This window comes from Streptomyces sodiiphilus, from assembly GCF_039529215.1.
GTDB classification, from domain to species: Bacteria; Actinomycetota; Actinomycetes; order Streptomycetales; family Streptomycetaceae; genus Streptomyces; species Streptomyces sodiiphilus.
On record NZ_BAAAMJ010000003.1, the window covers coordinates 5,149 to 31,814 of the forward strand.

25 protein-coding genes and 1 pseudogene are annotated in these 26,666 nt (G+C 73.7%); 20 read left to right on the forward strand and 6 right to left on the reverse strand.

The genetic code is table 11. The features are described 5' to 3' along the window. Window positions 1-475: pseudogene (locus ABD299_RS01365) on the reverse strand (hypothetical protein); the annotation flags it as partial. Further along, entirely contained in the window at window positions 472-738 is a 267-nt protein-coding gene (locus tag ABD299_RS01370) for a MoaD/ThiS family protein (RefSeq protein ID WP_344258097.1), read from the reverse strand. The pseudogene ABD299_RS01365 and the gene ABD299_RS01370, both read right to left, overlap by 4 nt. A 261-nt stretch (window positions 739-999) precedes the next feature. Here ABD299_RS01370 and ABD299_RS01375 point away from each other — a divergent pair, with 261 nt between their 5' ends. The 3 genes from ABD299_RS01375 (at window position 1,000) to ABD299_RS01385 (ending at window position 5,162) form a co-directional block, all read left to right on the forward strand. Further along, window positions 1,000-1,752: a response regulator transcription factor gene (locus tag ABD299_RS01375; RefSeq protein ID WP_344258099.1), complete on the forward strand. Its 753-nt coding sequence runs from the start codon at window positions 1,000-1,002 to the stop codon at window positions 1,750-1,752. A gap of 25 nt (window positions 1,753-1,777) precedes the next feature. Further along, window positions 1,778-2,794 carry a LacI family DNA-binding transcriptional regulator gene (locus ABD299_RS01380; protein WP_344258101.1) on the forward strand — a complete coding sequence of 339 codons (1,017 nt, stop codon included), beginning with the start codon at window positions 1,778-1,780 and terminating at the stop codon, window positions 2,792-2,794. Window positions 2,795-3,008: 214 nt separating this feature from the next. Beyond that, window positions 3,009-5,162 carry a glycosyltransferase family 4 protein gene (locus ABD299_RS01385; RefSeq protein ID WP_344258102.1) on the forward strand — a complete coding sequence of 718 codons (2,154 nt, stop codon included), beginning with the start codon at window positions 3,009-3,011 and terminating at the stop codon, window positions 5,160-5,162. 22 nt (window positions 5,163-5,184) lie between these two features. On the opposite strand, the gene soxR is transcribed toward ABD299_RS01385, so the two are convergent. Continuing rightward, window positions 5,185-5,634 carry a redox-sensitive transcriptional activator SoxR gene (gene soxR / locus ABD299_RS01390; protein WP_344258103.1) on the reverse strand — a complete coding sequence of 150 codons (450 nt, stop codon included), beginning with the start codon at window positions 5,632-5,634 and terminating at the stop codon, window positions 5,185-5,187. 87 nt (window positions 5,635-5,721) lie between these two features. Between soxR and ABD299_RS01395 the strand changes: the two genes are divergently transcribed. Continuing rightward, entirely contained in the window at window positions 5,722-6,324 is a 603-nt protein-coding gene (locus tag ABD299_RS01395) for an NADPH-dependent FMN reductase (RefSeq protein WP_344258105.1), read from the forward strand. Window positions 6,325-6,390: 66 nt separating this feature from the next. Here the strand turns inward: ABD299_RS01395 and ABD299_RS01400 are convergent, their stop codons facing one another. Beyond that, window positions 6,391-8,208 carry a bifunctional metallophosphatase/5'-nucleotidase gene (locus ABD299_RS01400; protein WP_344258107.1) on the reverse strand — a complete coding sequence of 606 codons (1,818 nt, stop codon included), beginning with the start codon at window positions 8,206-8,208 and terminating at the stop codon, window positions 6,391-6,393. Between the two features lie 145 nt (window positions 8,209-8,353). Here ABD299_RS01400 and mshD point away from each other — a divergent pair, with 145 nt between their 5' ends. The 3 genes from mshD to ABD299_RS01415 all read left to right on the forward strand — a co-directional run bounded on the left by mshD (window position 8,354) and on the right by ABD299_RS01415 (window position 12,111). Next, window positions 8,354-9,265: a mycothiol synthase gene (mshD, locus tag ABD299_RS01405; RefSeq protein WP_344258109.1), complete on the forward strand. Its 912-nt coding sequence runs from the start codon at window positions 8,354-8,356 to the stop codon at window positions 9,263-9,265. Between the two features lie 106 nt (window positions 9,266-9,371). Next, window positions 9,372-11,627, forward strand: coding sequence for an RNA degradosome polyphosphate kinase (locus ABD299_RS01410; RefSeq protein ID WP_344258111.1), 2,256 nt, complete (start codon window positions 9,372-9,374; stop codon window positions 11,625-11,627). Between the two features lie 40 nt (window positions 11,628-11,667). Then, window positions 11,668-12,111 (forward strand): NUDIX hydrolase, encoded by a 444-nt coding sequence (locus ABD299_RS01415; RefSeq protein WP_344258291.1) that lies wholly within the window; start codon window positions 11,668-11,670, stop codon window positions 12,109-12,111. A gap of 37 nt (window positions 12,112-12,148) precedes the next feature. Here ABD299_RS01415 and ABD299_RS01420 read toward each other — a convergent pair whose 3' ends face one another. Beyond that, on the reverse strand, window positions 12,149-12,967 hold the full coding sequence (locus ABD299_RS01420) for a class I SAM-dependent methyltransferase (RefSeq protein ID WP_344258113.1): 819 nt from the start codon (window positions 12,965-12,967) through the stop codon (window positions 12,149-12,151). A gap of 129 nt (window positions 12,968-13,096) precedes the next feature. Between ABD299_RS01420 and mshA the strand changes: the two genes are divergently transcribed. The 6 genes from mshA to ABD299_RS01450 all read left to right on the forward strand — a co-directional run bounded on the left by mshA (window position 13,097) and on the right by ABD299_RS01450 (window position 18,508). Next, window positions 13,097-14,434 (forward strand): D-inositol-3-phosphate glycosyltransferase, encoded by a 1,338-nt coding sequence (gene mshA / locus ABD299_RS01425; protein ID WP_344258115.1) that lies wholly within the window; start codon window positions 13,097-13,099, stop codon window positions 14,432-14,434. Beyond that, window positions 14,427-14,942 carry a type III secretion system chaperone family protein gene (locus ABD299_RS01430; RefSeq protein ID WP_344258117.1) on the forward strand — a complete coding sequence of 172 codons (516 nt, stop codon included), beginning with the start codon at window positions 14,427-14,429 and terminating at the stop codon, window positions 14,940-14,942. The genes mshA and ABD299_RS01430 overlap by 8 nt, the downstream gene beginning before the upstream one ends. Window positions 14,943-15,145: 203 nt before the next feature. Next, window positions 15,146-15,766 carry a lytic polysaccharide monooxygenase auxiliary activity family 9 protein gene (locus ABD299_RS01435; RefSeq protein ID WP_344258119.1) on the forward strand — a complete coding sequence of 207 codons (621 nt, stop codon included), beginning with the start codon at window positions 15,146-15,148 and terminating at the stop codon, window positions 15,764-15,766. Window positions 15,767-16,000: 234 nt separating this feature from the next. Continuing rightward, window positions 16,001-16,672 (forward strand): lytic polysaccharide monooxygenase auxiliary activity family 9 protein, encoded by a 672-nt coding sequence (locus tag ABD299_RS01440; protein WP_344258121.1) that lies wholly within the window; start codon window positions 16,001-16,003, stop codon window positions 16,670-16,672. 331 nt (window positions 16,673-17,003) lie between these two features. After that, window positions 17,004-17,675, forward strand: a complete 672-nt coding sequence (locus ABD299_RS01445) for a lytic polysaccharide monooxygenase auxiliary activity family 9 protein (protein WP_344258123.1) — start codon at window positions 17,004-17,006, stop codon at window positions 17,673-17,675. A 209-nt stretch (window positions 17,676-17,884) separates the two neighbouring features. Next, on the forward strand, window positions 17,885-18,508 hold the full coding sequence (locus ABD299_RS01450; RefSeq protein WP_344258125.1) for a NucA/NucB deoxyribonuclease domain-containing protein: 624 nt from the start codon (window positions 17,885-17,887) through the stop codon (window positions 18,506-18,508). 72 nt (window positions 18,509-18,580) lie between these two features. On the opposite strand, the gene ABD299_RS01455 is transcribed toward ABD299_RS01450, so the two are convergent. After that, window positions 18,581-19,837 carry an extracellular catalytic domain type 1 short-chain-length polyhydroxyalkanoate depolymerase gene (locus ABD299_RS01455; protein WP_344258127.1) on the reverse strand — a complete coding sequence of 419 codons (1,257 nt, stop codon included), beginning with the start codon at window positions 19,835-19,837 and terminating at the stop codon, window positions 18,581-18,583. 186 nt (window positions 19,838-20,023) lie between these two features. Here ABD299_RS01455 and ABD299_RS01460 point away from each other — a divergent pair, with 186 nt between their 5' ends. From ABD299_RS01460 to ABD299_RS01490, 7 genes are read left to right on the forward strand one after another with little or no spacing between them, the layout of a single operon-like run. After that, window positions 20,024-21,223 carry a substrate-binding domain-containing protein gene (locus tag ABD299_RS01460; protein ID WP_344258129.1) on the forward strand — a complete coding sequence of 400 codons (1,200 nt, stop codon included), beginning with the start codon at window positions 20,024-20,026 and terminating at the stop codon, window positions 21,221-21,223. Window positions 21,224-21,225: 2 nt separating this feature from the next. Continuing rightward, complete coding sequence (locus ABD299_RS01465; RefSeq protein WP_344258131.1) at window positions 21,226-21,984, forward strand: ABC transporter ATP-binding protein; 759 nt, start codon at window positions 21,226-21,228, stop codon at window positions 21,982-21,984. Next, window positions 21,981-22,781: an ABC transporter ATP-binding protein gene (locus ABD299_RS01470; protein ID WP_344258133.1), complete on the forward strand. Its 801-nt coding sequence runs from the start codon at window positions 21,981-21,983 to the stop codon at window positions 22,779-22,781. The genes ABD299_RS01465 and ABD299_RS01470 overlap by 4 nt, the downstream gene beginning before the upstream one ends. Further along, a complete protein-coding gene (locus ABD299_RS01475) occupies window positions 22,778-23,725 on the forward strand; it encodes a branched-chain amino acid ABC transporter permease (protein ID WP_344258135.1) in 948 nt (315 codons plus the stop codon). The genes ABD299_RS01470 and ABD299_RS01475 overlap by 4 nt, the downstream gene beginning before the upstream one ends. Then, a complete protein-coding gene (locus ABD299_RS01480; protein ID WP_344258137.1) occupies window positions 23,722-24,858 on the forward strand; it encodes a branched-chain amino acid ABC transporter permease in 1,137 nt (378 codons plus the stop codon). The genes ABD299_RS01475 and ABD299_RS01480 overlap by 4 nt, the downstream gene beginning before the upstream one ends. After that, window positions 24,855-25,733: an alpha/beta fold hydrolase gene (locus tag ABD299_RS01485; protein WP_344258140.1), complete on the forward strand. Its 879-nt coding sequence runs from the start codon at window positions 24,855-24,857 to the stop codon at window positions 25,731-25,733. Before ABD299_RS01480 ends, ABD299_RS01485 begins: the two co-directional genes overlap by 4 nt. Further along, window positions 25,730-26,572 carry a 3-hydroxybutyrate dehydrogenase gene (locus tag ABD299_RS01490; protein ID WP_344258142.1) on the forward strand — a complete coding sequence of 281 codons (843 nt, stop codon included), beginning with the start codon at window positions 25,730-25,732 and terminating at the stop codon, window positions 26,570-26,572. Before ABD299_RS01485 ends, ABD299_RS01490 begins: the two co-directional genes overlap by 4 nt. Window positions 26,573-26,666: the final 94 nt, after the last annotated feature.

Here is a 26,666-nt window from a genome sequence, read left to right on the forward strand (position 1 = left end):
CGGCCGCCGCCGCCGTCACGGCCTCGGCGGATTCGGCCGCCGCGGCCAGGAAGCCCGCCGCGAGGACGGTGAGCAGCGTCGCCGCGGCCGTCGCGGTCAGCGAGTCCATCCGCTCCGGACCCGGCTCGTGGTGGCGCAGCTGGAGTATCACCACCAGCAGGAACCACACCCCCAGCGTGCCCAGCACGGCCGCCGGTGCCGCGTCGCGCGGAGCCAGCAGCACGGCGGCGTCCGCCGTGAGGCCGGCGGCGAAGGCCAGTGCGATGCCCTGACGGGCCGGCCACATGCCGTTCAGCCGGAACCAGCCGGCCGCGGTCAGCACCTGGAGCAGCACCAGGCCCGGCAGCAGGGCGGGGCGGCCCAGCGGTGCGAGGGCGAGCAGCCCGGCCAGCGCGGCGGTCAGCAGCGCCGGCTGCAGCCCGGGCATGATGATCGGGGAGGGCGCCGCACGCCGTCCCTGCGCCGTCCGGCTCATCGCGCGCCCCCCGCGAACGGGGGAAGCACCTCGACGGTGCCGCCCTCGGTCAGCGGCACCTCGGAGTGGCTCCGGGAGCCCACCTGCGCGCCGTTCACCAGAAAGGAGCAGCGCCGCAGGACCTGGTCGAAGCCGGGCCTGTCGGCGTGCCGGGTGCGGGCCGCGTCGAGGGCCCCGGCGAGCGTGCCGGCCTCGTACTTCTCCTCCGCCGTCCCCGCGGCGGCCTTGGCCGCCGCCCAGTAGCGGATGGTGCCGCTCGCCATCGGTCTCCTCCCGGCTGTGAACCCTTGCCGCCCCATGATGCCCTTCCCCCGGGCGGGCCGAGGGGGCGCGGTGCCGTGCGTCCTGGAGTGTGACGAATGTCCCGGGCCGGTGGTCCCGTTCTCCTGCGCACCGGTGGCCGGGTCGGCTATGCTCGCCGGAAGTAAGGATCCGGGCGCTGACGCCATCCCGGGTCCTTTCGCGCTTTCAGGGCAGAGCCGCTCGATCCGTCCCGCCAGGACTGAGGAAGGAACGCCCAGTACATGAGTTCCCTGCTGCTTCTCACCAACGCCCTCCAGCCCTCCGCCCACGTACTGCCGGCCCTCGAGCTCCTCCTGCACCAGGTGCGGGTCGCGCCCGCCGAAGGGCCCGCCCTGGTCGACGCTCCCAGCGCCGACGTCATCCTCATCGACGGCCGCAAGGACCTGCCGCAGATCCGCTCGCTGTGCCAGCTGCTGCGCTCCACGGGGCCCGGCTGCCCGCTGGTGCTCATCGTCACCGAGGGCGGGCTCGCCGCCGTCACCGCCGAGTGGGGTGTGGACGACGTGGTGCTGGACACCGCCGGTCCCGCCGAGGTCGAGGCCCGGCTGCGGCTGGCCACCGGCCGCAGCCAGCTCACCGCGGACGACAGCCCGATGGAGATCCGCAACGGCGACCTGTCCGTCGACGAGGCGACCTACAGCGCCCGTCTCAAGGGCCGGGTGCTCGACCTGACCTTCAAGGAGTTCGAACTGCTGAAGTACCTGGCACAGCACCCGGGCCGGGTCTTCACCCGGGCCCAGCTGCTCCAGGAGGTGTGGGGCTACGACTACTTCGGCGGCACCCGCACGGTGGACGTGCACGTGCGGCGGCTGCGGGCCAAGCTCGGCCCGGAGCACGAGTCGCTCATCGGCACCGTGCGGAACGTCGGCTACCGCTTCGTGATCCCGGAGAAGGAGAAGCCGGAGGACGAGCAGGCGCGGGCCGTCACCCGGGAGGCCGAGCAGGTCGTGAAGCAGGCCGCACGGCGCGCGTAGAGGGCTGCGCGCGTAGACTCCCGCCGTGGCCAAAGTGACGCGGGACGATGTGGCGCGGCTGGCGGGTACGTCGACCGCCGTGGTCAGCTACGTCGTCAACAACGGGCCGCGGCCGGTCGCGGCCGCCACCCGGGAGCGGGTGCTGGCGGCGATCAAGGAGCTGGGCTACCGGCCCGACCGGGTCGCGCAGGCGATGGCCTCGCAGCGCACCGATCTGATAGGCCTGATCGTCCCCGACGCCCGGCAGCCGTTCTTCGCCGAGATGGCGCACGCGGTGGAGCAGGCCGCCGCCGGGCGAGGGAAGATGGTGCTGGTCGGCAACTCCGACTACCTGGACGAGCGCGAGGTCCACTACCTGCGGGCCTTCCTGGGTATGCGGGTCTCCGGGCTCATCCTGATCAGCCAGGGCCCCAGCGTGCACGCGGCGGCGGAGATCGACGCCTGGGACGCCCGGGTCGTCCTGCTGCACCGGCGCCCGGAGGCGATCGACGACGTGGCGGTGGCGCTCGACGACGTCGGCGGCGCACGGCTGGCCACCCGCCACCTGCTGGACCACGGCTGCGCCTACGTGGCCTGTCTCGGCGGGGTGGAGAGCACCCCGGTCTCCGGCGACCCCGTCGCCGACCACGTCACCGGCTGGCGGCTGGCCATGGACGAGGCCGGGCTCGACACCCGCGGCCGGCTCTTCCAGGCCCCCTACAACCGCTACGACGCCTACCGGGTGGCGCTGGACCTGCTGGCCGGCCCCGACCGCCCGCCGGCCCTGCTGTGCACCACCGACGACCAGGCCATCGGCGTGCTGCGCGCGGCCCGCGAGCTGCGCATCGACGTACCCGGCGAGCTGGCGGTGGCCGGTTTCGACGACGTCAAGGAAGCCGCCCTCACCGACCCGCCGCTGACCACCGTCGGTTCCGACCGCGAGGCGATGGCCGAGGCGGCGGTCCGGCTGGCGCTGGGAGACGGTCCGGACAACGGCGGCGACCGCGTCCACCAGTTCCCCGTGACCCTCCGCGTCCGCCGCTCCTGCGGCTGCGCGGGCTGAGCGGCACTCCCGCCCGGCGGCGTTCCCGCTCGGGGCACCCTTGATCCCGGCCCGACGGGGTACGCGCCCCGGTCCGTGATGGGCCGCCGGGGTGACACCGGCCGACGCTCCCGGCAGCCGGGCACCGGAACGGCGCTCTCGCGGTCGAATGGGACGACCAACGAGACGTCACGGCCCGGGCCCGCCCCGCGGCCGCGGGTGGAGGCAGCCGGCAGTGAGAATCGCTTTCCTGGTCCACGACATGTACGGGATCGGCGGGACCGTCCGTGCCACCGCCAATCTCGCCGCCGGACTGGTCGCGCTGCCGGAGGTGGAGGACGTGGAGATCGTCAGCGTCCACCGCAAGCGGGACCTCCCGCAGATCGGGCTCGACCCCCGCGTCCGGCTGGTGCCGCTGATCGACGCCCGCCGCCGCGGCTGGCGCTACCGCAATCCGCTGGGCGCGCTGCCCAGCCGGATGTTCCACGACCCGGGTCCGGCCAACAGCCCGCTGCCGCCCAGCCTGCTGGCCGACCGCCGGGTCGCCGCCTATCTGCGGCGCACCCGGGCCGATGTGGTCATCGCCACCCGTCCGCTCCTGGTGGGCCATCTGGCGGCGCACGGCCGGGGTCGCGGCTACCTGCGCATCGGGCAGGAGCACCGCACCCTGGACTCGCACAACCCCGAGCTGCGCCGCGAGTGCCTGGCGGCGGCCGGACAACTGGACGCCTATCTCACCGTGTCCGAGGCGGACGCGGAGCAGTGGCGGGCCGGGCTGCCGCCCGGTTCCCGGGCGCGGGTGCTGTGCGTGCCCAACAGCGTCCCGGCCCCGGAGGTCACCCCCTCGCGCGGGGACTCCCGCACCGTCGTGGCGGCCGGGCGGTTCATCCCCATCAAGCGCTACGACCGGCTGATCGACGCCTTCGCCCGGGTCGCCGCCGAGCGGCCCGGCTGGCAGCTTCGGATCTACGGCCGGGGACGCAAGGAGGGCCGGCTGCGCCGCCGCATCAACGAACTGGGGCTGCACGACCGGGTCCGGCTGATGGGCGCCGTCTCGCCGATCGAGACCGAGTGGGCCAAGGGCGCGGTGGCCGCGGTCTCCTCCGACGGGGAGTCCTTCGGGCTGACCATCGTGGAGGCCATGCGCTGCGGCGTGCCGGTGGTCTCCACCGACTGCCCCTACGGCCCGGGGGAGATCATCACGCACGGGCACGACGGCCTGCTGGTGCCGCTGGAGGGCGGCAGCGACGCGTTCGCCGAGGCCCTGATCAGCCTGATCGACGACCCCCGGCGGCGCCGGGAGATGGGCAGGGCCGGGCTGAAGAGCGGTGCGGCATACGACCCGGAGCGCATCGCGGCCCGCTACACGGAGCTGGTGCGGGAGCTGGCGGCGCGGCCGCTGCCCGGCGCGGCGGAGCCCGGGAGCGGCGAGCGGCCCGACAGCGGCCGGCGGTCCGACGGCGGGAAGCGGCCGCGAAGGCGCCCCTGGCGGCCGCGGCCCGCGGCCCCGGCCCCGGTCTCCGCGCCGGCCGGCGGGTCCGACGGCGGGCCGGTGCCCGCGCGGTGCGAGATCGCCGAGGACGGTGCGCTCACGGTGTCCTTCGCCCCCGACGCGCTGCCCGCCGGGGAGCTGGACCTGGTCCTGGCCCGGCGCGGCGGTTCCCCGGGCGGCCGGGTACGGCTGCCGCTGCCGCGGGGGACCGCCGGGGACGGCAGGCGGGTGACGGCCGCCCTGCCCCGCACGGCCGGGGCGCTGCCCGAGGGCCGCTGGGACTGCCTGCTGGCACCGCGCGGCAGCGACGGCTCCGGGCGCCCGGTGGTCGCGGAACTCGTGCAGACCGCCGCCCTGCTGTCCCTGCCGCCCGCGGTGGACGGCGACGGCGTCGCCGGCTGGATCCCCTACACGACCGCCGACGGGCGGCTGGCGGTGCGCAGCTGGCTGCGTCCCGCCCACGCGGAGGTCGAAGAGGTGGTGACCGGCGAGGAGTCGGTGACGGTGAGCGCCGTCCTGTTCCGGCCGCCGGGCGGGGAAGCGGGGGCCGGCGAGGCAGTGGGCGGGGAGGCGCGGGTGACCGCGTCCGGCACCGGGCTGCGGGTGCCGGTGCGGGCGCTGCCCGGGGGGCGGTTCGAGTTCACCCTCGGCTACCGTGAGGCGCTGGAGCACCGAGCCGGGGGGCCGCAGGTGTGGGAGCTCGCGCTGAGTACGGAGCCCGGGGCCCGGCCGGTGCCGCTGGGGCGGATCACCGGGGACATCCCCGACCGCCGTCGCACCGACCGCTACCCGGCCGCCGTCCTGCCCCACCCGGAGTGGGGCCCCACCCGGCTGCGCCCGGTGTTCACCGTCCACAACGCGCTGGCGCTCGCCGCCACGGACGTTCCGCCGTCCTGACCGCGGGTGGGCCGGCCGGTGTTCAGTCGGGGGCGAAACGGCGGGGCCCCGGGCCCCGCTCGCCGAGCACGTCCCCGGGGTTGGCCAGCCCGCAGGTGGACAGGGAGAGGCAGCCGCAGCCGATGCAGTCGGAAAGGTTGTCCCGCAGCTCGGTCAGCTGCCGGATGCGCTCGTCGAGCTCCGCCCGCCAGCCGGCGGAGACGCGGGCCCAGTCGCTCCGGTCGGGGGTGCGTCCCTCAGGGAGCCGGCCCAGCGCCTCGCGGATCGCCGCCAGTGAGATGCCCAGGTTCTGCGAGACGCGGATGAACGCGACCCGCCGCAGGGTGTCCCGGCCGTAGCGGCGCTGGTTGCCGGAGGTCCGGCGGCTGTGGATCAGCCCCTGCTGCTCGTAGAAGCGCAGGGCGGACGTGGCGCAGCCGCTGCGCTCGGCCAGCTGGCCGATGGTGAGTTCCTTCGCGATCCTGCCGGGCATGACCGCAACCCTAGCTTGACCTCAAGCCGTGTTGAAGTTCAAGAATCCCTCTGTAGCCCTGAACGGCAACCGAGTCGAGGAGTTCTCATGGACGCGCACGCGAGCACGGCGCCGGACGGACCGCCCGGGATCGCGGTCATCACCGGCAGCACCCGCGAGGGCCGGTTCGGCCCCAGGGTCGCCGGCTGGCTGCTGGAGGAGGCCGCCCGTCACGGGGGGATGCGCACCGATCCGGTCGATCTGGCGGAGGCCGGGCTGCCCGCCCACCTGCCCGGGTACGGCACGCCGGAGCTGCCTGCAGTGCGTGAACTGGGCGAACGGCTGGAGGCCGCCGACGGTTTCGTGGTGGTGACTCCGGAGTACAACCACAGCTTCCCCGGTTCGCTGAAGAACGCGATCGACCTGTACCGGGAGCAGTGGCGTGCGAAGCCCGTCGCCTTCGTGTCCTACGGCGGGATGAGCGGTGGCCTGCGGGCCGTGGAACAGCTGCGGCTGGTCTTCGCCGAACTGCACGCGGTGACCGTCCGGGACTGCGTCAGCCTGCACAACTCCTGGGCGCAGTTCCCCGAGGACGGTTCCGCCGGGCCGTCCGGGGACCGGGACGCGGCGGCCAAGACCATGTTCGACCAGCTGCTGTGGTGGGCGGAGGTGCTGCGCGAGGCCCGCGACCGCCGCCCCTACGCGGCCTGACCGGCCCGGTGACGGCGGCCGGTGGCGTGGCCGGCAGGGCTCCTGCCGGCCACGCCACCGGGGGTGTCACCGCAGGATCGTGATGCGGTCCGCCGGCGGGGCCGCGATCGGGCTCTCCGCGGACGAGACCGCCGCCAGGTACTCCGCGAGCACGTCCATGTCGTTGCCGCCGACCAGCGGGCTCGCGCCCTCGGCCAGGGTCGGGAAGCCGTCCCCGCCGCCGGCCAGGAAGGAGTTGACCGCCACCCGGTAGGTGGCCGCCGGGTCCAGCGGCTGACCGTTGACGGTCACCGACTCCGCCACGACACGGTCGGCCCCGGAGCGGGTGAGGTCCAGGGTCCAGGAGAAGCCCTCGGAGGGCTGCAGGATCTTCGGCACCGCCTCGTTGGCCCCGCTGACCTGCTCGCGCAGGACGGCCAGCAGCTGCTCACCGCTGAGGTCGATGAGGTGCACGGTGTTGGAGAACGGCTGCACCGTGAAGCCCTCCCCGTAGGTGACCACGCCGTCGCCCTCGTCGCCGGAGGCGGCGTAGGTGAGGTCGGCCCGGATGCCGCCGGGGTTCATCAGGGCGAGCGCGGCGGCGTCGTCGAGCTGCCGGGCGTGCGCGAGCTGTGCGTCGGCGATCAGGTTGCCCAGCGGGGACTCCAGGGTGCCGGCGCCGCGGCCCAGGATGTCCTCGGAGATCCAGCCGATGGGCCGGTTGGCCACCGGGGCGGCCAGCTCGCTCCAGAAGGTGACCAGCTCGGTCAGGTCGGTGGCCTTGCGGTGGTCGCGGTGCACGACGCGGTTGGTGCCCTCGACGGAGGCGCGCACGATGTCCTTGGTGCGCCGGTCGTACCGCATGTTCAGCTCGGTGAAGAGGGTGCCGTTGGCGGCGGCCGAGGTCACCAGGCGGTCGTTGCCCGCCGGGTCGGGGATGGTGCAGACGTACGGCTGGTGGGTGTGGCCGGTGATCAGCACGTCCACCGCGGCGTCGGTCCGCTCGGCGATGTCCACGACCGGTCCCGACAGCCCGCCGCCGTCGGCGTCGCAGTCGTGGTTGTAGGCCCGGGAGGCGGGATAGCCGCCCTCGTGGATCAGGGCGACGACGGCGTTGACGCCCTTGCGCCTGAGCTCCTTGGTGTACCGGTTGATGGTCTCGGCCTCGTCGAGGAACTCCAGGCCGCGGATGCCCTCCTCGGTGACGATGTTCGCCGTGCCCTCCAGGGTGACCCCGATGAAGCCGACCTTGGCGCCCTTGAGGTTCAGGACCGTGTAGGGGGCGAGGATCGGCTTGCCGGTTTCCTCGTGGACCACGTTGGCCGCCAGGAACGGGAAGTCGGCGCCCTCGAACTCGCGGCCCTCGACGTAGCAGCCGTCCTCCGGGTGGCAGCCGCCCTCCTGCTTGCGGATCAGCTCCCGCCAGCCCTCGTCGAACTCGTGGTTGCCGACGCCCACCACGTCCATGCCGAGCTGGTTGAGCGCCTCGATGGTCGGCTCGTCGTGGAACAGGCCGGAGATCAGCGGGGTTGCGCCGACCATGTCACCGGCCGCCACGGTCACCGTGCGCCGCTCGCCCTCGCGGGCCTCGCGCAGCGCGGTGGCGAGGTACTCGACGCCGCCCGCGTCGATGTCCTCCAGGGAGCCGTCCTCGTGCTCGTGAGTCACCCGTCCGGCCGAGCCGGAGGGGGGTTCCAGGGCGCCGTGGAAGTCGTTGATGGCCAGCAGCTGGAGATCCACGGTGTGGCCGTGGCCCGGCTTGCCGGCCGCCGGTGCGCCCGGCCTCTCCGGGGCGGCGTGCGCGGCGGGCAGGGCGGCGACGGCGAGGGCGCCCGCCACCGCGAGCGTGGCGGCGCCCGCGGTCATGCGGCGCATGCGTGATCGACGCGGGGGGGAAGCGTGCATGAAGTGTGAATCCCTCTCTGCGGTCAGGAAGATGGCATGACCATGTGCAAGCCCGCAGCTTACGGTTACGCGCGTAGCATGTCAGCGGGCGGGAGGTAAAGAGCACATTGCCGCAGGACATCGCACGCCCCGTAAAGTCGTCCCCATGACTGACGTCGTGGTGCTGGACGAGGTGACGTCGGCCCGGCTGCGGGCCACCCAGGAGCTGATCGACGCGGCGGCCCGCACGGACGGCCGCAGCGCGGTCTCCGAGCAGGGCAGACTGCTGCTGCGCGGCGGCCGCAGGGAAGGCGTCCGGCACCTGCTGCTGCACGAGCGGGGAGAGCTGGCCGGCTACGCCCTGCTCGACGGCACCGACCCGGTCGAGGCACCCGCCGCCGAGTTCGTCGTCCACCCCGGCCGGCGCGGCCGGGGACACGGCCGGACGCTGGGCGAGGCGCTGCTCGACGAATCCGGCCACCGGCTCCGCCTGTGGGCGCACGGCGGCCACCCGGCGGCCCGCCACCTGGCCCGGGTGCTGGGCCTGACCCTCTTCCGCGAGCTGCGGCAGCTGCGCCGCCCGCTGGAAGGGCTGCGGCTCGACGACCCCGCCCTGCCGCCCGGCGTCCGGGTGCGCACCTTCGTTCCCGGACAGGACGACGCCGCCTGGCTCGCGCTGAACGCCGCCGCCTTCGCCCACCACCCCGAACAGGGCTCACTCACCCAGCGCGACCTGGACGCCCGCAAGTCCGAGGCGTGGTTCGACCCGGCCGGATTCTTCCTCGCCGTGCGCCGCGACGACGCCGGCGGCGAGGAACTCCTCGGCTTCCACTGGACGAAGGTGCACGGCGCCGAAGGGCTCGGCGAGGTCTACGTACTCGGCGTCGGCCCGCGGGCCCAGGGGCTCGGCCTGGGCACCGCGCTGACCGCCATCGGCCTGCGCTACCTGCACCGCGACCGCGCACTGCCCACCGCCATGCTCTACGTGGACGCCGACAACGCGCCCGCGCTGCGGGTCTACGAACGCCTGGGCTTCCGCACCCACGAGACCGACCTGATGTACCGCACCGAGAACTGACGGCCCCCGCCCGCCGCTCCCGCCCCGCCGAAACGGTGACGGTGATCACCCACCCGTTCACACGCGCGACATGCCGCGTTATCCCCCGGGGCGGGAGAATGGGGGCATGAGCCAGGACGCGCAGAGCCCCCAGGAGGAGACCACCGGGACAGGCACGGCCGTCGGATCGATCGAGGCCTCCCGCCCCTACGCCCTGCCCGCCCCCGCCGGGACGGCGGACGGCGGAGCCGCGCCGGGGCCCGACGGAGCCCCGGCCGCCGCCGTCGACGAACGGCCGCGCGACCCCGAGCTGCCCGCCGACCGCTTCCTGGACCGCGAGCGCAGCTGGCTGGCCTTCAACGAACGCGTGCTGGAACTGGCCGAGGACCCGCTGACCCCGCTGCTGGAACGGGCGAACTTCCTCAATATCTTCTCGAAGAACCTGGACGAGTTCTTCATGGTGCGCGTCGCCGGGCTCAAGCGGCGCATCGCCACCGGCGTGGCCACCCGCGCCGCCTCCGGCCACCTGCCGCGCGAGGTCCTGGAGTCGATCCTGGTCCGCTCCCGCGAGCTGATGATCCGGCAGGCCGCCTGCTACCAGAAGACCGTCCTGCCGGAGCTGGCCGAGCACAACATCCACCTGGTGCGCTGGCCGGACCTCACCGAGGAGGAGCAGACCCGGCTGTTCTCCTTCTTCCGCCGGCGGATCTTCCCGGTGCTCACCCCGCTGGCCGTCGACCCGGCCCACCCCTTCCCCTACATATCCGGGCTGTCCCTCAACCTGGCCGTGGTCGTCCGCAACCCGGCCACCGGCCACAAGCACTTCGCGCGAGTGAAGGTCCCGCCCCTGCTGGCCCGGTTCCTGGAGGCGTCACCGCAGCGCTACGTGCCCGTCGAGGACGTCATCTCCGCCCACCTGGAGGACCTCTTCCCCGGCATGGAGGTCCTGGACCACCACATCTTCCGGGTCACCCGCAACGAGGACCTGGAGGTCGAGGAGGACGACGCGGAGAACCTGCTCCAGGCCCTGGAGAAGGAACTGCTGCGCCGCCGCTTCGGCCCGCCGGTCCGCCTGGAGGTCGAGAAGTCCATCGACCCCGAGGTCCACGAGCTGCTGCTGCGTGAACTGAAGATCAGCGAGGCCGAGGTCTACGCGCTGCCCGGCCCGCTGGACCTCACCGGGCTGGGCGCCATCGCCCGGCTGGACCGGCCCGAGCTCAAGTACCCGAAGTTCATCGCCGGCACCCACAGCGACCTCGCCGAGGTCGAGTCCGCCTCCGCGCCCGACATCTTCGCCGCCCTCCGCGAGCGCGACGTCCTGCTCCACCACCCCTACGACTCGTTCTCCACCTCCGTCCAGGCCTTCCTGGAACAGGCAGCCGCCGACCCGGACGTCCTGGCGATCAAGCAGACGCTCTACCGGACCTCCGGCGACTCCCCGATCGTCGACGCCCTCATCGACGCCGCCGAGTCCGGCAAGCAGGTGCTGGTACTCGTGGAGATCAAGGCCCGGTTCGACGAGCACGCCAACATCAAGTGGGCCCGCAAGCTGGAGGAGGCCGGCTGCCACGTCGTCTACGGCCTGGTCGGACTGAAGACCCACTGCAAGCTGTCGCTGGTGGTCCGCCAGGAGGGCGAGATCCTGCGCCGCTACGCCCACGTCGGCACCGGCAACTACCACCCCAAGACCGCCCGCCGCTACGAGGACCTCGGACTGCTCACCGCCGACCCGGAGGTGGGCGCCGACCTGTCCGACCTGTTCAACCGGCTCTCCGGCTACTCCCGGCGGGACAACTACCGGCGGCTGCTGGTCGCCCCGCGGTCGCTGCGCAACGGGATCATCGCGCGCATCCGCAAGGAGGTCGAGGCGCACCGGGCCGGCCGCCCCGCCGCCATCCGGATGAAGGTCAACTCCATTGTCGACGAGCAGGTCATCGACGCCCTCTACCGGGCGTCGCAGGCCGGTGTCCCGGTGGACATCTGGGTACGCGGCATCTGCGCGCTGCGCCCGGGAGTGCCCGGGCTCTCGGAGAACATCCGGGTCCGCAGCGTGCTGGGCCGGTTCCTGGAGCACTCCCGGTTCTACGCCTTCGGCACCGGGGCGGATGCCGAGGTCTGGCTGGGCAGCCCCGACCTGATGCACCGCAACCTGGACCGGCGGATCGAGGTGCTCGTGCGGGTCAACGACCCCGCCCACCGGTCGGCCCTCAGCCGGCTGCTGACCACCGGAACCTCCGACAGCACGTCCTCCTGGCACCTGGGACCGGACGGAGAATGGACCCGGCACTCCACCGACGAGGACGGCCGGCCGCTGCGCCACGTCCAGGAGATGCTGATCGAGGCGCGTACCAAGCGGAGGAAACGCCGTGGAACGGGAAACTGACCCGACAGACGCAGCCGTCCCGTCCCCGGCGGCCGGCCCGGTGCCCGTGCCGGCCGTCCGCGCGGCCGGGTGCGTGCTGTGGCGCCGCCCGACGGGCGCCGGGCCGGGCGGCAGCGGGGCCACGGGCGTGGAGGTGGCGGTGGTGCACCGCCCCAAGTACGACGACTGGTCGCACCCGAAGGGCAAGCTGAACGCCGGTGAGGACCCGGCCGCCGCGGCCGTCCGCGAGGTGCGCGAGGAAACCGGCATGGAGTGCGTGCTGGGCGCGCCGCTGCCCGTCACCCGCTACCTGACCGAGACGGGCGGCCCGAAGGAGGTCAGCTACTGGACGGCCGAGGCCGTCACCGGCGCCTTCGAGCCGAACGACGAGATAGACCTGCTGCACTGGCTCCCGCCGGGGCAGGCCCGGGACCGGCTCAGCCACCCCGCCGACCGCGACCTGTTGGACCGCGCCCTGGCCACCCTCACCCCCCGCCCCGCCTGACCCGCCGGCCGGACCGGCCACCGGGCCCCCGCCGGGGTCAGCCGCGGGGAGCGACGGCGTGCCAGTGGACGGTGATCTCGCCCTGCCGCCAGCGGCGCGGGCCGTCGGCCAGCGGCCAGTCGCCGGCCACCGAGCCCGCCGTACGGATCCAGCGCTGCCGCGCCCCCAGGGCGCCGTAGGGCGCGGCGGCCGCCCAGGCGCGGTCCAGGTCGCGCAGGAAGGCGTGCACCGGCTCGCCGGGCACATTGCGGTGGATCAGCGCCTTCGGCAGTCGTTCGGCCAGGTCGGAGGGGGTGTTCAGGCCGGCCAGCCGGGCCGCGAGGGTGAGCGTGCGCGGCCCCGTGGCGTCCAGCGCCACCCACGCGTGGCGCCGGCCCGCCTCGTCGCAGGTGCCCTCCACCAGCAGACCGCCCGGTGCCAGGCGGGAGCACAGCCGCTCCCAGGCACCGGCCACTTCGCCCTCGTCGTACTGGCGCAGCACGTTGGCGGCGCGGATCAGCAGCGGGCTCCCGGCACCGGCCGGCACCGGCACCTCGAAGCCGCCGCGCAGGAAGACCAGCCCCTCGCCGGCGTACGGCGCCGCCGCGGCCACCCGCGCCGGGTCGATCTCCACCCCGGCCACCGTCACGTCGGCCCGCACCCGGCGCAGCCGGTCCCGCAGCTCGACCGACGTCCACGGCGCCGCGCCGTACCCCAGGTCGACGGCGAGCGGGGGTCCGTCGGCCCGGCGCAGTGCGGCCCCGTGGGTGTGGGCGATCCAGCGGTCCATGCGCCGCAGCCGGTTCGGTCCGGTCGTGCCGCGGGTGGGCGTTCCCTCGGGGCGCCCCGGCGGGCGGGCGGGTCGGGCGACGGGCATGCCCCGACCCTACGGCCGCCTCCCGGCGTGCCCAACCGGTCACGATTTGGCAAAGTGGGAAGACGCGGCACGGGCGGACCGTTCACCCGCCTGGAGCAGACTCCGAACACGCTGCCGTCAGGAGGCCACGTGCCGAACATCTCCCGGCTCACCGCCCGGCATCACCGACTGCCGTCGGCCCGGCCGAGACGGGTCGCGATGCTCAGCGTGCACACCTCTCCGCTGCACCAGCCGGGCACCGGGGACGCCGGCGGCATGAATGTCTACATCGTGGAGCTGGCCCGGCAGCTGGCCGAGCTGGGCACCGAGGTGGAGATCTTCACCCGGGCCACGGCCGGAGCCCGGGAGCCGGTGGTCGAGCTGGCCCCCGGAGTGCTGGTGCGGCACGTGGACGCCGGCCCGTACGAAGGGCTGAGCAAGGAGGAGCTCCCCGCCCAGCTGTGTGCCTTCACGCACGGGGTGATGCAGGCCTGGGCGGAACAGCGCCCCGGCTACTACGACCTGGTGCACTCGCACTACTGGCTGTCCGGGCATGTCGGCTGGCTCGCCGCCCAGCGCTGGGGCGTGCCGCTGGTGCACGCCATGCACACCATGGCCAAGGTGAAGAACGCCTCGCTGGCGACCGGGGACACCCCCGAGCCGCAGGCCAGGATCATCGGCGAGACGCAGGTGGTGGAGGCGGCGGACCGGCTGATCGCCAACACCGACGACGAGGCGGCCCAGCTGGTCCGCTTCTACGACGCCGACCCGGCGCGGACCGCCGTGGTCCATCCGGGGGTGAACCTGGAGCGGTTCTCGCCCGGTGACGGCCGGGCCGCCGCCCGCGCGCGGCTCGGCCTGCCGCAGGACGCGGTGATCCCGCTGTTCGCCGGCCGGATACAGCCGCTGAAGGCCCCCGACATCCTGCTGTACGCGGTGCGCGAGCTGCTGGACCGAGAACCGGCGCTGCGCGGCCGGCTGGTGGTGCCGGTGGTCGGCGGGCCGAGCGGGAGCGGACTGGCCCGGCCCGAGCGGCTCCACAAGCTCGCGGCCCGGCTGGGCATCGGCGACCTGGTGCTCTTCCGGCCACCGGTCTCGCAGGCCGCGCTGGCCGACTGGTACCGGGCCGCCTCCGTGCTGGTGATGCCGTCCTACAGCGAGTCCTTCGGGCTGGTGGCGATCGAGGCCCAGGCGTCCGGGACTCCGGTGATCGCCGCGGCGGTCGGCGGGCTGCCGGTCGCGGTGCGCCACGAGGAGACGGGCTTCCTGATCGACGGTCACGACCCGGCCGACTACGCCTCGGCGCTGCGCCGTTTCGCCGAGCACCCCCGGCTCGCGGACCGGATGGGCGAGGCCGCCGCCCGGCACGCCCGCCGGTTCGGCTGGGACACGGCCGCGGCCGGGACGCTGGGGGTGTACGCGGACGCGATCGGGGAGCGTCGGTTCCGGTCCGGGGCGGCCGCTGGCCTACGCTCGGCGCATGGCTGATCCGCGGCAGGTCATCGAACAGACACTGGCATCGCTGTCCGAGGAGGACGAGAAGGTCCGTTGGGAGAGCCCCGGTGAGGGGCGGTACGTCGTCGAACTCCCGGGCACCAGGAAGCTGTCCACCACCTGCTCGCTCGTGGTGGGGGAGCACGCGCTGGCGGTGAGCGCCTTCGTGGTGCGCTGCCCGGACGAGAACCACGCCGCGGTGCACCGCTGGCTGCTGGAGCGCAACATCCGGCTGTACGGGGTGGCGTACGCCATCGACGGGCACGGGGACGTGTATCTGGCCGGGCGGCTGCCGCTGGCGGCTGTCACCCCCGAGACGCTGGACCGGATCCTGGGCACGGTGCTGGAGCAGGCCGACGGCGCCTTCAACACCCTGCTGGAGATGGGGTTCGCCACGGCGATCCGCAAGGAGTACGCGTGGCGCACCGAGCGCGGGGAGTCCACCCGCAATCTGGACGCCTTCTCCCACCTGACCAGGCCGGGCGGCGCGGTGAAGGAGTGAGCGGGCCCGCCGGTCCGCCCGGCGCCGGACCGCAAAGCGTTTCCGGACAGTGATTTAAAGGTTTCAAGTGTGTGTCCTCAGGGAAATTCCCGAGAGCGTTCTGGGAGCGCTCCCAATGACCGGAACCCCCCACAGCCGGAAATCGGAGGCACGCAGTGAACGAACACGCTCATCCCGCAGGGCCCGCCTGGACCATAAGGATCATGGCGCTGATGTCCGCCGTGATCATCGGTCTCATCCCCTGGGCGGACACCGCCGCGGCCCACGGATCGGTCGTCGACCCCGCGTCCCGCAACTACGGCTGCTGGCTGCGCTGGGGCAGCGACTTCCAGAACCCGGCCATGGCGCAGGAAGACCCCATGTGCTGGCAGGCCTGGCAGGACAACACCAACGCCATGTGGAACTGGAACGGTCTGTACCGCGACAACGTCGGCGGCAACCACCAGGCGGCGATCCCCGACGGCCGGCTGTGCAGCGCCGGTCACACCGAGAACGGGCGCTACCGGTCCATGGACACCCCCGGCGCCTGGCGGACGGCCGATGTGGGCAGCAACTTCACCGTCCACCTGCACGACCAGGCCATGCACGGCGCCGACTACCTGCGCGTCTACGTGACCAGGCAGGGCTACGACCCGCGGACCCAGGCGCTGCGCTGGAGCGACCTGGAGCTGGTGCGCGAGACCGGCCGCTACGCACCGGTCAACGACATCCGGGTGGACGTGAACGCGCCCGGCCGCAGCGGGCACCACGTGGTCTACACGATCTGGAAGGCCTCGCACGCGGACCAGACGTACTACCTGTGCAGTGACGTGAACTTCCGCTGAGCCGTCGCCGGGCCGGCAGGCGTGTGCGCCGGCGGGTCCCTCTCGCGGGGCCCGGCGGCGCACTCGCCCCGGCGGAAAGGGGCGCCCGGGGAGACCGGGAGGTGTCCGTCCGGTGTCCGGAAAAATTTCCGGTGTCACAACCGTTTCCTCTCCGTGTCGCCGTGAATACACTCGGACCGATCTGGGAGCGCTCCCATTGCCCGGAAACCCCACAGCCGGAAAACGGAGACCGCAGTGTACGAACACGCGCAGTCAACAACGCCCAGAGCCTGGACCGTCCGCGCCCTCGCTCTTCTGTCCGCGGTGATCATCGGCCTGATCCCATGGGCCGACAACGCCGCGGCCCACGGGTCGATCGTGGACCCCGCCGCCCGCGCCTACAGCTGCCACGACCGCTGGGGCCACGACCACCTGAACCCCGCCATGGCGCAGCAGGACCCGATGTGCTGGCAGGCCTGGCAGACCGACCCGAACGCCATGTGGAACTGGAACGGTCTGTACCGTGACAACGTCGGCGGCAACCACCAGGCGGCTGTGCCGGACGGCCAGCTGTGCAGCGGTGGCAACACCCAGAACGGCCGCTACCGCGCCATGGACGCCGTCGGCAACTGGCACGCCACCGACATCAGCAACAACTTCACCATGCGGCTGCTCGACCACGCCAGCCACGGCGCGGACTACTTCCGTGTCTATGTCACCCGGCAGGGCTTCGACCCCACCACTCAGCAGCTGCGCTGGAGCGACCTGGAGCTGGTGCGCGAGACCGGCCGCTACGCCCCCGCCCAGAACATCTCCTTCTCCGTGAACGCCTCGGGCCGCACCGGACGCCACATCGTCTACACCGTCTGGCAGGCCTCGCACATGGACCAGTCCTACTACTTCTGCAGCGACGTGAACTTCCGCTGAGCGGCAGTCCCGGGTCCGCTGCGGAACTCCCCTCGGTGAACGGGCGGCGAGCGGGCCTCGCCGCCCGCTCGCCGGCCCCGCCGGATGTCTTCCGCCGAGCCGTCGCCGAACGGTCGGGTGCGCACGCCGGCGGGTCCCTCACGCGGGGCCCGCCGGCGTTCCCCTGTGCCCGGCGAGGAGCGTCCGGGAGGCCGGGAGGTGTCCTTCGATGTCCGGAAAAAAAATCCGGTGTCACGACTGTTTCCACTCCGTGTCGCCGGGCATACACTCGGAGCGATCTGGGAGCGCTCCCATTGCCCGGAAACCCCACAGCCGGAAAACGGAGACCGCAGTGTACGAACACGCGCAGTCCGCATCGCCCAGGGCCTGGACCGTCCGCGCCCTCGCTCTTCTGTCCGCGGTGATCATCGGCCTGATCCCGTGGGCCGACAACGCCGCGGCCCACGGGTCGATCGTCGACCCCGCCGCCCGCAACTACAGCTGCCTCGACCGCTGGGGCCACGACCACCTGAACCCCGCCATGGCGCAGCAGGACCCGATGTGCTGGCAGGCCTGGCAGGCCAACCCGAACGCCATGTGGAACTGGAACGGCCTGTACCGCGAGAACGTGCGCGGCAACCACCAGGCGGCGATCCCCGACGGCCAGCTCTGCAGCGCCGGACGCACCGAGGGCGGCCGCTACAACGCCATGGACACCGTCGGCAACTGGCACGCCACCGACATCGGCAACAACTTCACCCTGCGGCTGTACGACCAGGCCAGCCACGGCGCGGACTACTTCCGGGTCTATGTCACCCGGCAGGGCTTCGACCCCACCACTCAGCAGCTGCGCTGGAGCGACCTGGAGCTGGTGCGCGAGACCGGCCGCTACGCCCCCGCCCAGAACATCGACATCAGCGCGAGCGCCCCGGGCCGCACCGGACGCCACATCGTGTACACGATCTGGCAGGCCTCCCACCTGGACCAGTCCTACTACTTCTGCAGCGACGTGAACTTCCGCTGAGCAGCAGTCCCGGGCTCTCCGCGGGACTCCCCTCGGTGAACCGCCCGTGAGAAACCGCGCCACCCGCACAGCCCCCTGTACCAGCGGCCCCGCCGGACGTCTTCCGTGTCCGGCGGGGCCGCTGTCGCCCAAGGCGCCCGAGCCGCTACTCTGCGTTCTCGACAGCGGTGCCGAAGGTGGCACGGGCCTGCGAGTGAGGAGCCGTGACGGTGGCGGGCAGCGGTGGGGGCAGAGGGAAGGGCGTGGTCGTGGTCACCGGCTTCGTCGTGGCCGGACTGGTCGGCTACGGCTGGGTCTGGGGCGGCGGCGGACAGCCGAACGAGACCGTCGAGATCGGTGGTGAGACGTTCCTGGTGCCGGCCGGCGAGGGGGAGAGGCTGGCGGAGTGCACCGACGAGCAAGTCGTGGAGGACCGGCTCTGCGGCGGGCTGGACATCGTGGTGGTGGACGCCGCCCGGATGCCGTTCGTGGCCCGCAACATCGCGCTGGCCTGGCGGGAGGGGCACCCCTCGGTGCTCACCCGGGACGCCGACCGCACCCGGGCCGAGGAGCGCCGCGAGGCCGCCTGCCCGGCCGGCGGGGCCGTCGAGGAGGGCGGGAGCTGCGAGGCGTACCCGTTCCCCGGCACCCGGGAGGGCGGGGCCCGGGCTCGCACCGAGACGGTCCCGGAGCGGGAGGCGCTGTGCCGGGACGGCACCCTGACGGGCGGTTTCCAGCTCCAGGGCATCGGGGACGGGGAGCGCTTCCGTCTGGTGATCCGCAACCCCGGTGATCTCGCGGAGCGTTCGTGGACCGGTACCGACATCGCCCGGGACACGGACTGCGGGGTGTGAGAAGCGGGCCGGAGATGCCCGCCCGTGGCCGCCGGGACATCGCGCCGGCGGGTCACGGGCGAGCGGGGGCGGTCAGCAGCCCGCGGTCCTGCTGTAGTGGCCCGGGGAGGTCTCCGTCAGGCTGGTGGTGACGAAGACGTTCCACAGCCCCAGGTCGTCGCCCGAGCCGACGGCGTAGGCCCGGCCGCCGCTGTGGGTGGCCCGGCCCGCCTGGGTGTGGGCCCAGTTGCTCGCGGTGTGGCAGGACAGCGGAGGCTCGGGGTCCGGGTCGGGCTCGGGCTCCGGGTCGGGGTCCGGCTCCGGGTCCGGCTCCGGGTCGGGGTCAGGACCGGGGCCCTCGCCGGTCAGCCCCCAGTCGGCGGCGATCCAGTAGCTGGAGCACAGGCCGGCCAGGAAGTATCCGCCGGTCCGGCCGCACTGGGTGGCGCCCGTGCCCGGGTCCACCGGAGTGCCGTGGCCGGCACCCGCGAGCAGATAGCTGATCACCACCGGCTGCCCGGCCGCGTCGTGATACTCCGAACGGGTGGTGTTGGCCGGGAGCTGTTCGGTGGCGTCCGCGGCCTGGTCGGTGCCGTGCGCGTTCGTCCACTGCTTGACGGACTCCGTCATGTTGGCGGTGGCCACCACGTAGTCGGCCCCGCCGTGCCAGACCGACACCGGAGGGCGGGCGCCCTGATGGCCCGGGTGTCCGGCGCGCACCAGGTCGCCCCACGCCTGAGCGGTCCTGGTGCGCCCGGGGTTCATGCAGGTGAAGGCGTCGATCATGGAGGTGGCGCAGCGGTGCGGCAGCCCGGCGATCACGGCGCCGCCGGCGAACGCGTCCGGATACACCGCCAGCAGGGAGGCGGTCATCGCCCCGCCCGCCGACAGGCCGGTGACGAACACCCGGTCCGGGTCGGCCCCCAGGTCGGACACCGTGCGGTCCACCATCTGCCGGATGGACAGGGCCTCGCCCTGGCCGCGGGAGGTGTCGCCGGTCTCGAACCAGTTGAAGCAGCGGCTGGAGTTGTTCGCGGTGCGCTGTTCGGCGGCGACCAGCGAGAAGCCGTGCGCGTCCGCGAACTTCTGCCAGCCGGAGTACTCCACGTACTCCGGGGCGCTCTGCCCGCAGCCGTGCAGCAGCACCACCACCGGGCTGCCGGCCGGCAGCGCCGCGGGAACGTAGCGGTACATGCCGAGATTGCCGGGATTGCTGCCGAAGGAGGGGACGGGGTCGAGTGTGCCGGCCGCCGAGGCGGGCACGGCGGCCGGGAGAAGGACTCCCGCCGCGGCGAGACAGAAGGCGGTGAGCAGTCCGGCTGCTCTCCGCCGCAGTGAAGCGGCTCTCATGCTCGGCTCCAGATGAGGGGGGTGGAGTGTGATCCGGGCAACATAGGGCCGGCAGGGGCATGACTGAATGTCCCGGGAGTCCACCGGCGGGCCGTCGAATATGTGCGGCCCGCACATTGCTGCGGGCCGGGCCGCGGGCGGACGCTGCTCCGCATCACCGCGACGCACACGAGGAGCCGACCCGCCATGAGAACCGCCAGCAGAACCATCGCCGCCACCGCCGTGGCGGCTGCCTTCCTCGCCGCCTGTTCCAGCCCCGGCGGCAGCACCGGCCGGGGAGGGGAGGACGGCGGCGCCGCGGTGAAGGTCGCCCTCATCACCTCCTCCTCGGGACCGCTGGCCTCCTACGGCGAGCAGTACCTGCGCGGTTTCGAGGCCGGCCTGGACCACGCGACGGACGGCACCGGTGAGGTGGACGGGATCATCGTGGAGGTCGTGCGCTCCGACGACGCCGGGGAGCCCGACAACGGCGTCTCGCTGGCCCGCCAGCGGATCGGCGAGGGCGCCTCCATCATCGTCGGCACCGCCTCCTCCGGGGTGGCCGTCCAGATGGCGCCGCTCGCCGAGCAGAACCAGGTGCTGTACATCTCGGGGCCGGCCGCCACCGACGCCCTCACCGGCGTCAACGACTACACCTTCCGCTCGGGACGACAGACCTACCAGGACGTCGTCACCGTCCGGGAGATCCTCGACGACGGCTCCGACGGCGACCGGAAGGTCGTCGTCCTCGCCCAGGACAGCGCCTTCGGGCAGGCCAACGTCGCCGCGGTGGAGGCCGTCATCGGCTCGGACGGCACCACCGAGGTGGTGCCGGTGCTCGCGCCGCCCAGCGCCACCGACCTGACCCCCTCGGCCGCCCAGGTCCTCTCCCACGAGCCCGACCTGGTGTTCGTCGCCTGGGCCGGGGACACCGCCCAGTCCATGTGGACCACCCTCGACCAGCAGGGCGTCCTGGACGCCGCAACCGTGGTCACCGGCCTGGACGGGCGCGCCAGCTACCCGGTGTTCGGCAAGGCCCGCGACAAGGTGACGCTGATCGCGCACTACGTGCCCGGCGGCGCCGGCACCCCCGAGGAACAGGCCATGGAGGCCTACTTCGAGGACAAGGGCTGGGAGACCGACCTGTTCGCCCCGGACGGCTTCAACGCCGCCCAGATGGTCGTCGAAGCGGTGCGGGCGGGCGGCGAGGACGCCGACACCGCGGCCATGGTCAAGGCCCTGGACGGCTTCACCTTCTCCGGGGTGAAGGGCGAGAACACCGTGCGCGCCGGGGACCATGCCCTTCTCCAGCCCATGTTCCAGGCCGAGTTCGACGGCGACACGCCGACCGTGATCCGCACCCTGGACGCCGCTGTGGTGGCGCCGGCCGAGGCCGGGGGCCGGTGACGATGGCGAGTGCCACCCTGGCCCCGCCCGCGGAGGTCCTGCGCCTGGACTCGCTCAGCTGGGCGGTCGGCGCGGTCACCATCGTGGACGGCGTCGACCTGGCCGTCACCGAAGGCCAGTTCCTGGCCCTCATCGGCCCCAACGGCGCCGGCAAGACCTCCCTGTTCAACCTGGTCTCCGGCGTCACCCGGCCGACCGGCGGGAGCATCCGGCTCGACGGCCGCGCCGTGGACCGGCTGCCCCCGCACCGCCGGGCACGCCTGGGCATCGGCCGCACCTTCCAGTCCTCCTCCGTCTTCCCCACCATGACCGTCGCCGAGCACGTCGAACTCGCCGCCCGCTCCGCCGGCGCCCGCCGCGTCACCGGCACGGACGTGCGGGGCGTGCTGGAACGCGTGCGGCTCGGCCACCGCGCCGGCGAGGAGTCCGGCGGCCTGTCGCACGGCGACAAGCGCAAGCTCGAACTGGCCATGCTGCTGGCCCCCACCGTCGCCGGCCGGGGCCCGCGGCTGATGCTCCTGGACGAGCCGATGGCCGGCGTCGCCGCCGAGGAGGTCGGCGAACTCGGCGAGGTCATCCGCTCCCTCCACCGCGACGAGGGCCGCACCCTGCTCATGGTCGAACACCACATGGACGTCGTGCTCGACCTGGCCGAGCGCATCGTCGTCCTGAACCACGGCACCCTGCTCGCCGACGGAACACCGGAGGCCGTCATGGCCGACCCGGAGGTCCAGCGGGCCTACCTGGGGGAGGAGATATGAGCGAGCACACCGGCGGCATCCTGTCCGTCGACGGGCTGCGGGTGGACATCGCCGGCTCCCGCATCCTCCAGGGCGTCGGCTTCACCGTCCCCGCCACCGGCGTCACCGCCCTGATGGGCCGCAACGGCGCCGGCAAGACCACCACCGTGCGGGCCGTCCTCGGGCTGCTGCCCGACGAGGGCCGCGTCACCGGCGGCACCGTCACCTTCGACGGCGACGACATCACCCGGGAACCCACCCACCTCACCGTCCGCCGCGGCATCGGCTACGCCCCGGAGGACCGCGGGATCTTCGGGCAGCTCACCGTCGCGGAGAACCTCACGCTCGCCGAGCGGGCGGGCGGCACACACCACTACGGCCTGGTCCACGAGCTCTTCCCCGAACTGCGCGAGCGGCGCGCCCAGCGGGCCGGGACGCTCTCCGGCGGCCAGCAGCAGATGGTCGCCATCGCCCGCACGCTGCTCAACGACAACCGCCTGATCATCGTCGACGAGCCCACCAAGGGGCTGGCCCCCCGCGTCGTGCAGGAAGTCACCGAGGTGCTGCGGCGGGCCGCCGGACGCGTCCCGATGCTGCTGGTCGAACAGAACCTGGCCGTCATCCGGGAACTCGCCGACACCGCCGTGGTCCTGGAGGCGGGGAAGGTCGTCCACACCGGCCCGGCCGCGGACCTGCTCGCCGACCGCGACCTGACCACCACCCTGCTGGGCGTCGGACGGGCCGCCCACCTGCGCACCGAGCAGGGCGCCCGCCAGGACATCCCGCAGAACACCACCACGGAAGGAAGCGGCCGATGAGCACCTTCCTGCTGCTGACCCTCACCGGCCTGGGCCTGGCCGCCCTCTACTTCCTCATCGCCTCCGGCCTGGCGCTCATCTTCGGCCTGATGGACGTCCTCAACTTCGCCCACGGCGCGTTCCTGACCGTCTCCGCCTACGCCGCCTGGCGCACCGCGGAGGCCGTCGGCGGCATGAGCGGACTGCTGCTGGCCGTCATCACCGGCACCCTCACCGGCCTGCTCCTGGCCGTCGTCGTCGAACGCGTCCTCATCCGGCGGCTCTACGGCCGCCCCAAGGAACAGATCCTGGTCACCGTCGGCCTGTCGCTGACCATCCCGGCGCTCGTCCAGGCCGTGTGGGGATCGGACGCCCGGCCCTTCCCGGTGCCCGAGGCGCTGTCCGGCACGGTGCCGGTGCTCGGCGCGAACGTGCCCGTCAACCGGTTCGTCCTCATCGCCGCGGCGGTCGCCGTGCTGATCGGCGTACGGCTCTTCCTCGGCCGCACCCGCTACGGGCTGATCGTGCGGGCCGGTGTCGAGGACCGGGCCATGGTCACCGCGCTCGGCATCGACGTCACCCGCGCCTTCACCCTCATCTTCGCCCTCGGCGGCGCGCTGGCCGGCCTGGCCGGCGTGCTCGGCGGCCTCTACTTCGGGTCGCTCTCCCCGCACCAGGGCACCGCGCTGCTGATTTTCGCCTTCGTCGTCGTGATCATCGGGGGGATGCACTCCATCACCGGGGTGGCGCTCTCCGCCCTCGCGGTCGGCCTGGTCCAGCAGTACGCCAACTACTACATCGCCGGCGGCTTCGGCGACGTCGCCGTCATCGTCCTGCTCGCCCTCGTCATCCTCGCCCGGCCCGCGCCCGGCCGGCCCGGCCCGCTGCACCGGCTGCGGGAGCTGACCTACGCCCGGCGGCCGGGCCCGCCGGCCGCCGCCCTGTCCCCCGGAGGCAGCGCATGACCACCGCCGTGACCCGCACCCCGCCCGCCGGGCCGGGACCCGACGCCGGCGAGGGGCCCGCCGCCGCGCCCCAGGACCGCCCCTCCGGCCGTCGGCCGCTGCCCGCCTGGGCCGTGCCCGCCGCCGTGCTGCTGCTCCTGCTGACCCTGCCGTTCTCCGCCCTGGACATCCCCGGACTGCTGGACGGCCCGGTCAACTCCCCGGGGTCGCTCCAGCTGTTCGCGCTGTGCCTGGTGTTCGCCGGGTTCGCGCTCAGCTACGACCTGCTGTTCGGCCGCACCGGCCTGCTCTCCTTCGGCCACGCCCTCTACATCGCCGGCGGCGCCTACGGCACCCAGCTGGCCATGTCCGAGCTCGGCCTGGGCCTGGTGCCCGCCGGGCTGCTCACCCTGGCGGCCGGCACGCTCGCCGCCTGCCTGCTCGGCGCGATCTCGCTGCGCACCCTGGCTCTGGGCGGCATCGGCTTCGCGATGGTCACCCTGGCCTTCGCGCAGGCCGGCTCGATCTGGGTGTCCCGCAACCCCGGCGGCCTGACCGGCGGGGAGGAAGGGCTGCCGCTGCGGGCCGACACCGTGCCCGGCGCGTTCATCGGCGTGGGCAACACCGTCAACGTGTACTGGCTGGCCCTGGGCTATCTGGTGGTCACCGCCGCCGTGGTGTGGATCGCGGCCGCCTCCCCGGCGGGGAAGGTGTGGCAGGGCATCCGCGACAACGAGCAGCGTGTCTCGGTGCTGGGCCGCGACCCGTTCCGCTACAAGCTCGGCGCGTTCGTGCTCGCCTCGGCGCTCGCCCTGCTCGGCGGCATCGTCTACCTCGTCGTCACCGCCGGCGTCACGCCGCACGCCAGCACCCCCGAGTTCACCCTCACCCTGCTGGTGATGGTGGTGCTCGGCGGCGCCGGCACCCGCTGGGGGCCGGTCATCGGCGGCGTGCTGTTCATCTACCTCGACCACCGGCTGACCGCCCTCGGCGTCTCCGACGCCGTCCACGGCCTGCCCACGGTGATCAGCGCGCCGCTGTCCGAACCGCTGGTCGTCCTCGGCATCCTCTTCGTGGTGGCGGTCTACGCGGCACCCGGCGGGCTGACCAGGATCGGCGCCGCACTCCGGACCAGGCGTGGGAGGAACGCATGAGCTCGGCAGATGTGAGAGAGCTGTCCGTGCCGGTGCCCGGCGGCGAGCTCGCCGTGGCCCACTGGCCCGGGGACCCGGCCGCCGTGCCCGTTCTCGCGCTGCACGGCATCACCGCCAACAGCCGCGCCTTCACCGCGTCGGCCCGCGAACTGGGCGACCGGCCGCTGTACGCGCCGGACCTGCGCGGCCGGGCGGGCAGCCGGGCGCTGCCCGGGCCGTGGGGGCTGGCCGCGCACGTCACAGACGTGCTGGCGGTGCTGGACCACCTGGGCCTGGAGCGTCCGGTGCTTCTCGGCCATTCGATGGGCGCCTTCATCGCCGCCCTGGCCGCGTCCCGGCACCCCGAGCGCTTCGCCCGGGTGGTGCTGGTGGACGGCGGGGTGGGGTTCCCCGCCCCGGCCGGCACCGACACCGACGCCCGCCTGGAGGCCGTCATCGGCCCGGCCATGCGCCGGCTGTCGATGACCTTCCCGGACTCCGCGTCCTACCGGGAGTTCTTCCGGGCCCACCCCGCGCTGGCCGGGCACTGGGGCCCGGACGCCGCCGCCTACATCGACCACGACCTGACCGGCATCCCGCCCGAGCTGCGCAGCAGCTGCGTGCGGGAGGCGGTGCTGGCCGACGGCGCCGACGTGCTGGCCGACCCCGAGACGCTGTCCGCCGTGCACCGCCTCACCGTGCCCGCCACGCTGCTGTGGGCCGAGCGGGGCCTGATGGACGAGCCGCAGGGCCTGTACGACACCGGGCGGCTGGACGCCGCCGGGCTCGACCCGGACCGCATCGCGGTGCGGTGCGTGCCGGACACCAACCACTACACGATCCTGCTGGCCCGCCACGCGGTGCGGGCCGTCGCCGAGGAGGTGGCGCGCGCATGACCGGACATCCGGCAGCGGACGTCCTGGGGGCGGCGGCCCCGGCCCCCGCCCTCGACCTGCGGGGCCGCACCGCCGTGGTCACCGGCGCGGCCGGCGGCATCGGCCGGGCCTGCGCGCTGCGGCTGGCCGCCGCCGGGGCCACCGTCAGGGCGGTGGACCGCGACGCGGCCGGGCTGGCCGCCCTCACCGCCGAGGCGGCCGGGGACGCCGGAGCGGCACCCGGGCGCGGCTCACGGGCCGGGGCGGTGGAACCGCAGGTGCTCGACCTCACCGACCTGGAGGCCGCCGAACAGGCTGCCGCCGGCGCGGACATCCTCGTCAACAACGCCGGGATCCAGCTGGTGCGGCCCATCGAGGAGTTCCCCCCGGACGCCTTCGGCACCATCCTCACCCTGATGTTGCACGCGCCGTTCCGGCTGATCCGCGGGGCGCTGCCGCACATGTACGCCCAGGGCTGGGGGCGCATCGTCAACATCTCCTCGGTGCACGGGCTGCGGGCCTCCGCCTTCAAGTCGGCCTATGTCTCCGCCAAGCACGGGCTGGAGGGGCTGTCGAAGGTGACCGCCCTGGAGGGCGCCTCGCGCGGCGTCACCTCCAACTGCGTGTGCCCGGCCTACGTGCGCACGCCCCTGGTGGAGAAGCAGATAGCCGACCAGTCGCGGGTGCACGGCATCTCCCCGGAGCGGGTCGTCACCGACATCATGCTGGCCGACTCCGCCGTCAAGCGGCTCATCGAGCCCGCCGAGGTCGCCGAGGCGGTGGGCTACCTGTGCTCACCCCACTCTTCCATGATCACCGGCACCTCGCTGCTGATGGACGGCGGATGGACCGCCCACTGACACCGCCCGCTCGCGACACCGCGGGGCCCGGCCGCCACCGGCCGCCGCGCCCCGCGGCCTCCGAGCGCCCGGCCTGGCGCGCACGCGCCGCCGT

Bases quoted from the DNA above. Each gene is read 5' to 3' on its own strand.
- ABD299_RS01370 (WP_344258097.1), bottom strand. From the start codon at position 738: ATGGCGAGCGGCACCATCCGCTACTGGGCGGCGGCCAAGGCCGCCGCG.
- ABD299_RS01375 (WP_344258099.1), top strand. From the start codon at position 1,000: ATGAGTTCCCTGCTGCTTCTCACCAACGCCCTCCAGCCCTCCGCCCAC.
- soxR (WP_344258103.1), bottom strand. From the start codon at position 5,634: ATGCCCGGCAGGATCGCGAAGGAACTCACCATCGGCCAGCTGGCCGAG.
- ABD299_RS01395 (WP_344258105.1), top strand. From the start codon at position 5,722: ATGGACGCGCACGCGAGCACGGCGCCGGACGGACCGCCCGGGATCGCG.
- ABD299_RS01400 (WP_344258107.1), bottom strand. From the start codon at position 8,208: ATGCACGCTTCCCCCCCGCGTCGATCACGCATGCGCCGCATGACCGCG.
- mshD (WP_344258109.1), top strand. From the start codon at position 8,354: ATGACTGACGTCGTGGTGCTGGACGAGGTGACGTCGGCCCGGCTGCGG.
- ABD299_RS01410 (WP_344258111.1), top strand. From the start codon at position 9,372: ATGAGCCAGGACGCGCAGAGCCCCCAGGAGGAGACCACCGGGACAGGC.
- ABD299_RS01420 (WP_344258113.1), bottom strand. From the start codon at position 12,967: ATGCCCGTCGCCCGACCCGCCCGCCCGCCGGGGCGCCCCGAGGGAACG.
- ABD299_RS01430 (WP_344258117.1), top strand. From the start codon at position 14,427: ATGGCTGATCCGCGGCAGGTCATCGAACAGACACTGGCATCGCTGTCC.
- ABD299_RS01435 (WP_344258119.1), top strand. From the start codon at position 15,146: ATGGCGCTGATGTCCGCCGTGATCATCGGTCTCATCCCCTGGGCGGAC.
- ABD299_RS01455 (WP_344258127.1), bottom strand. From the start codon at position 19,837: ATGAGAGCCGCTTCACTGCGGCGGAGAGCAGCCGGACTGCTCACCGCC.
- ABD299_RS01460 (WP_344258129.1), top strand. From the start codon at position 20,024: ATGAGAACCGCCAGCAGAACCATCGCCGCCACCGCCGTGGCGGCTGCC.
- ABD299_RS01465 (WP_344258131.1), top strand. From the start codon at position 21,226: ATGGCGAGTGCCACCCTGGCCCCGCCCGCGGAGGTCCTGCGCCTGGAC.
- ABD299_RS01470 (WP_344258133.1), top strand. From the start codon at position 21,981: ATGAGCGAGCACACCGGCGGCATCCTGTCCGTCGACGGGCTGCGGGTG.
- ABD299_RS01475 (WP_344258135.1), top strand. From the start codon at position 22,778: ATGAGCACCTTCCTGCTGCTGACCCTCACCGGCCTGGGCCTGGCCGCC.
- ABD299_RS01480 (WP_344258137.1), top strand. From the start codon at position 23,722: ATGACCACCGCCGTGACCCGCACCCCGCCCGCCGGGCCGGGACCCGAC.
- ABD299_RS01485 (WP_344258140.1), top strand. From the start codon at position 24,855: ATGAGCTCGGCAGATGTGAGAGAGCTGTCCGTGCCGGTGCCCGGCGGC.
- ABD299_RS01490 (WP_344258142.1), top strand. From the start codon at position 25,730: ATGACCGGACATCCGGCAGCGGACGTCCTGGGGGCGGCGGCCCCGGCC.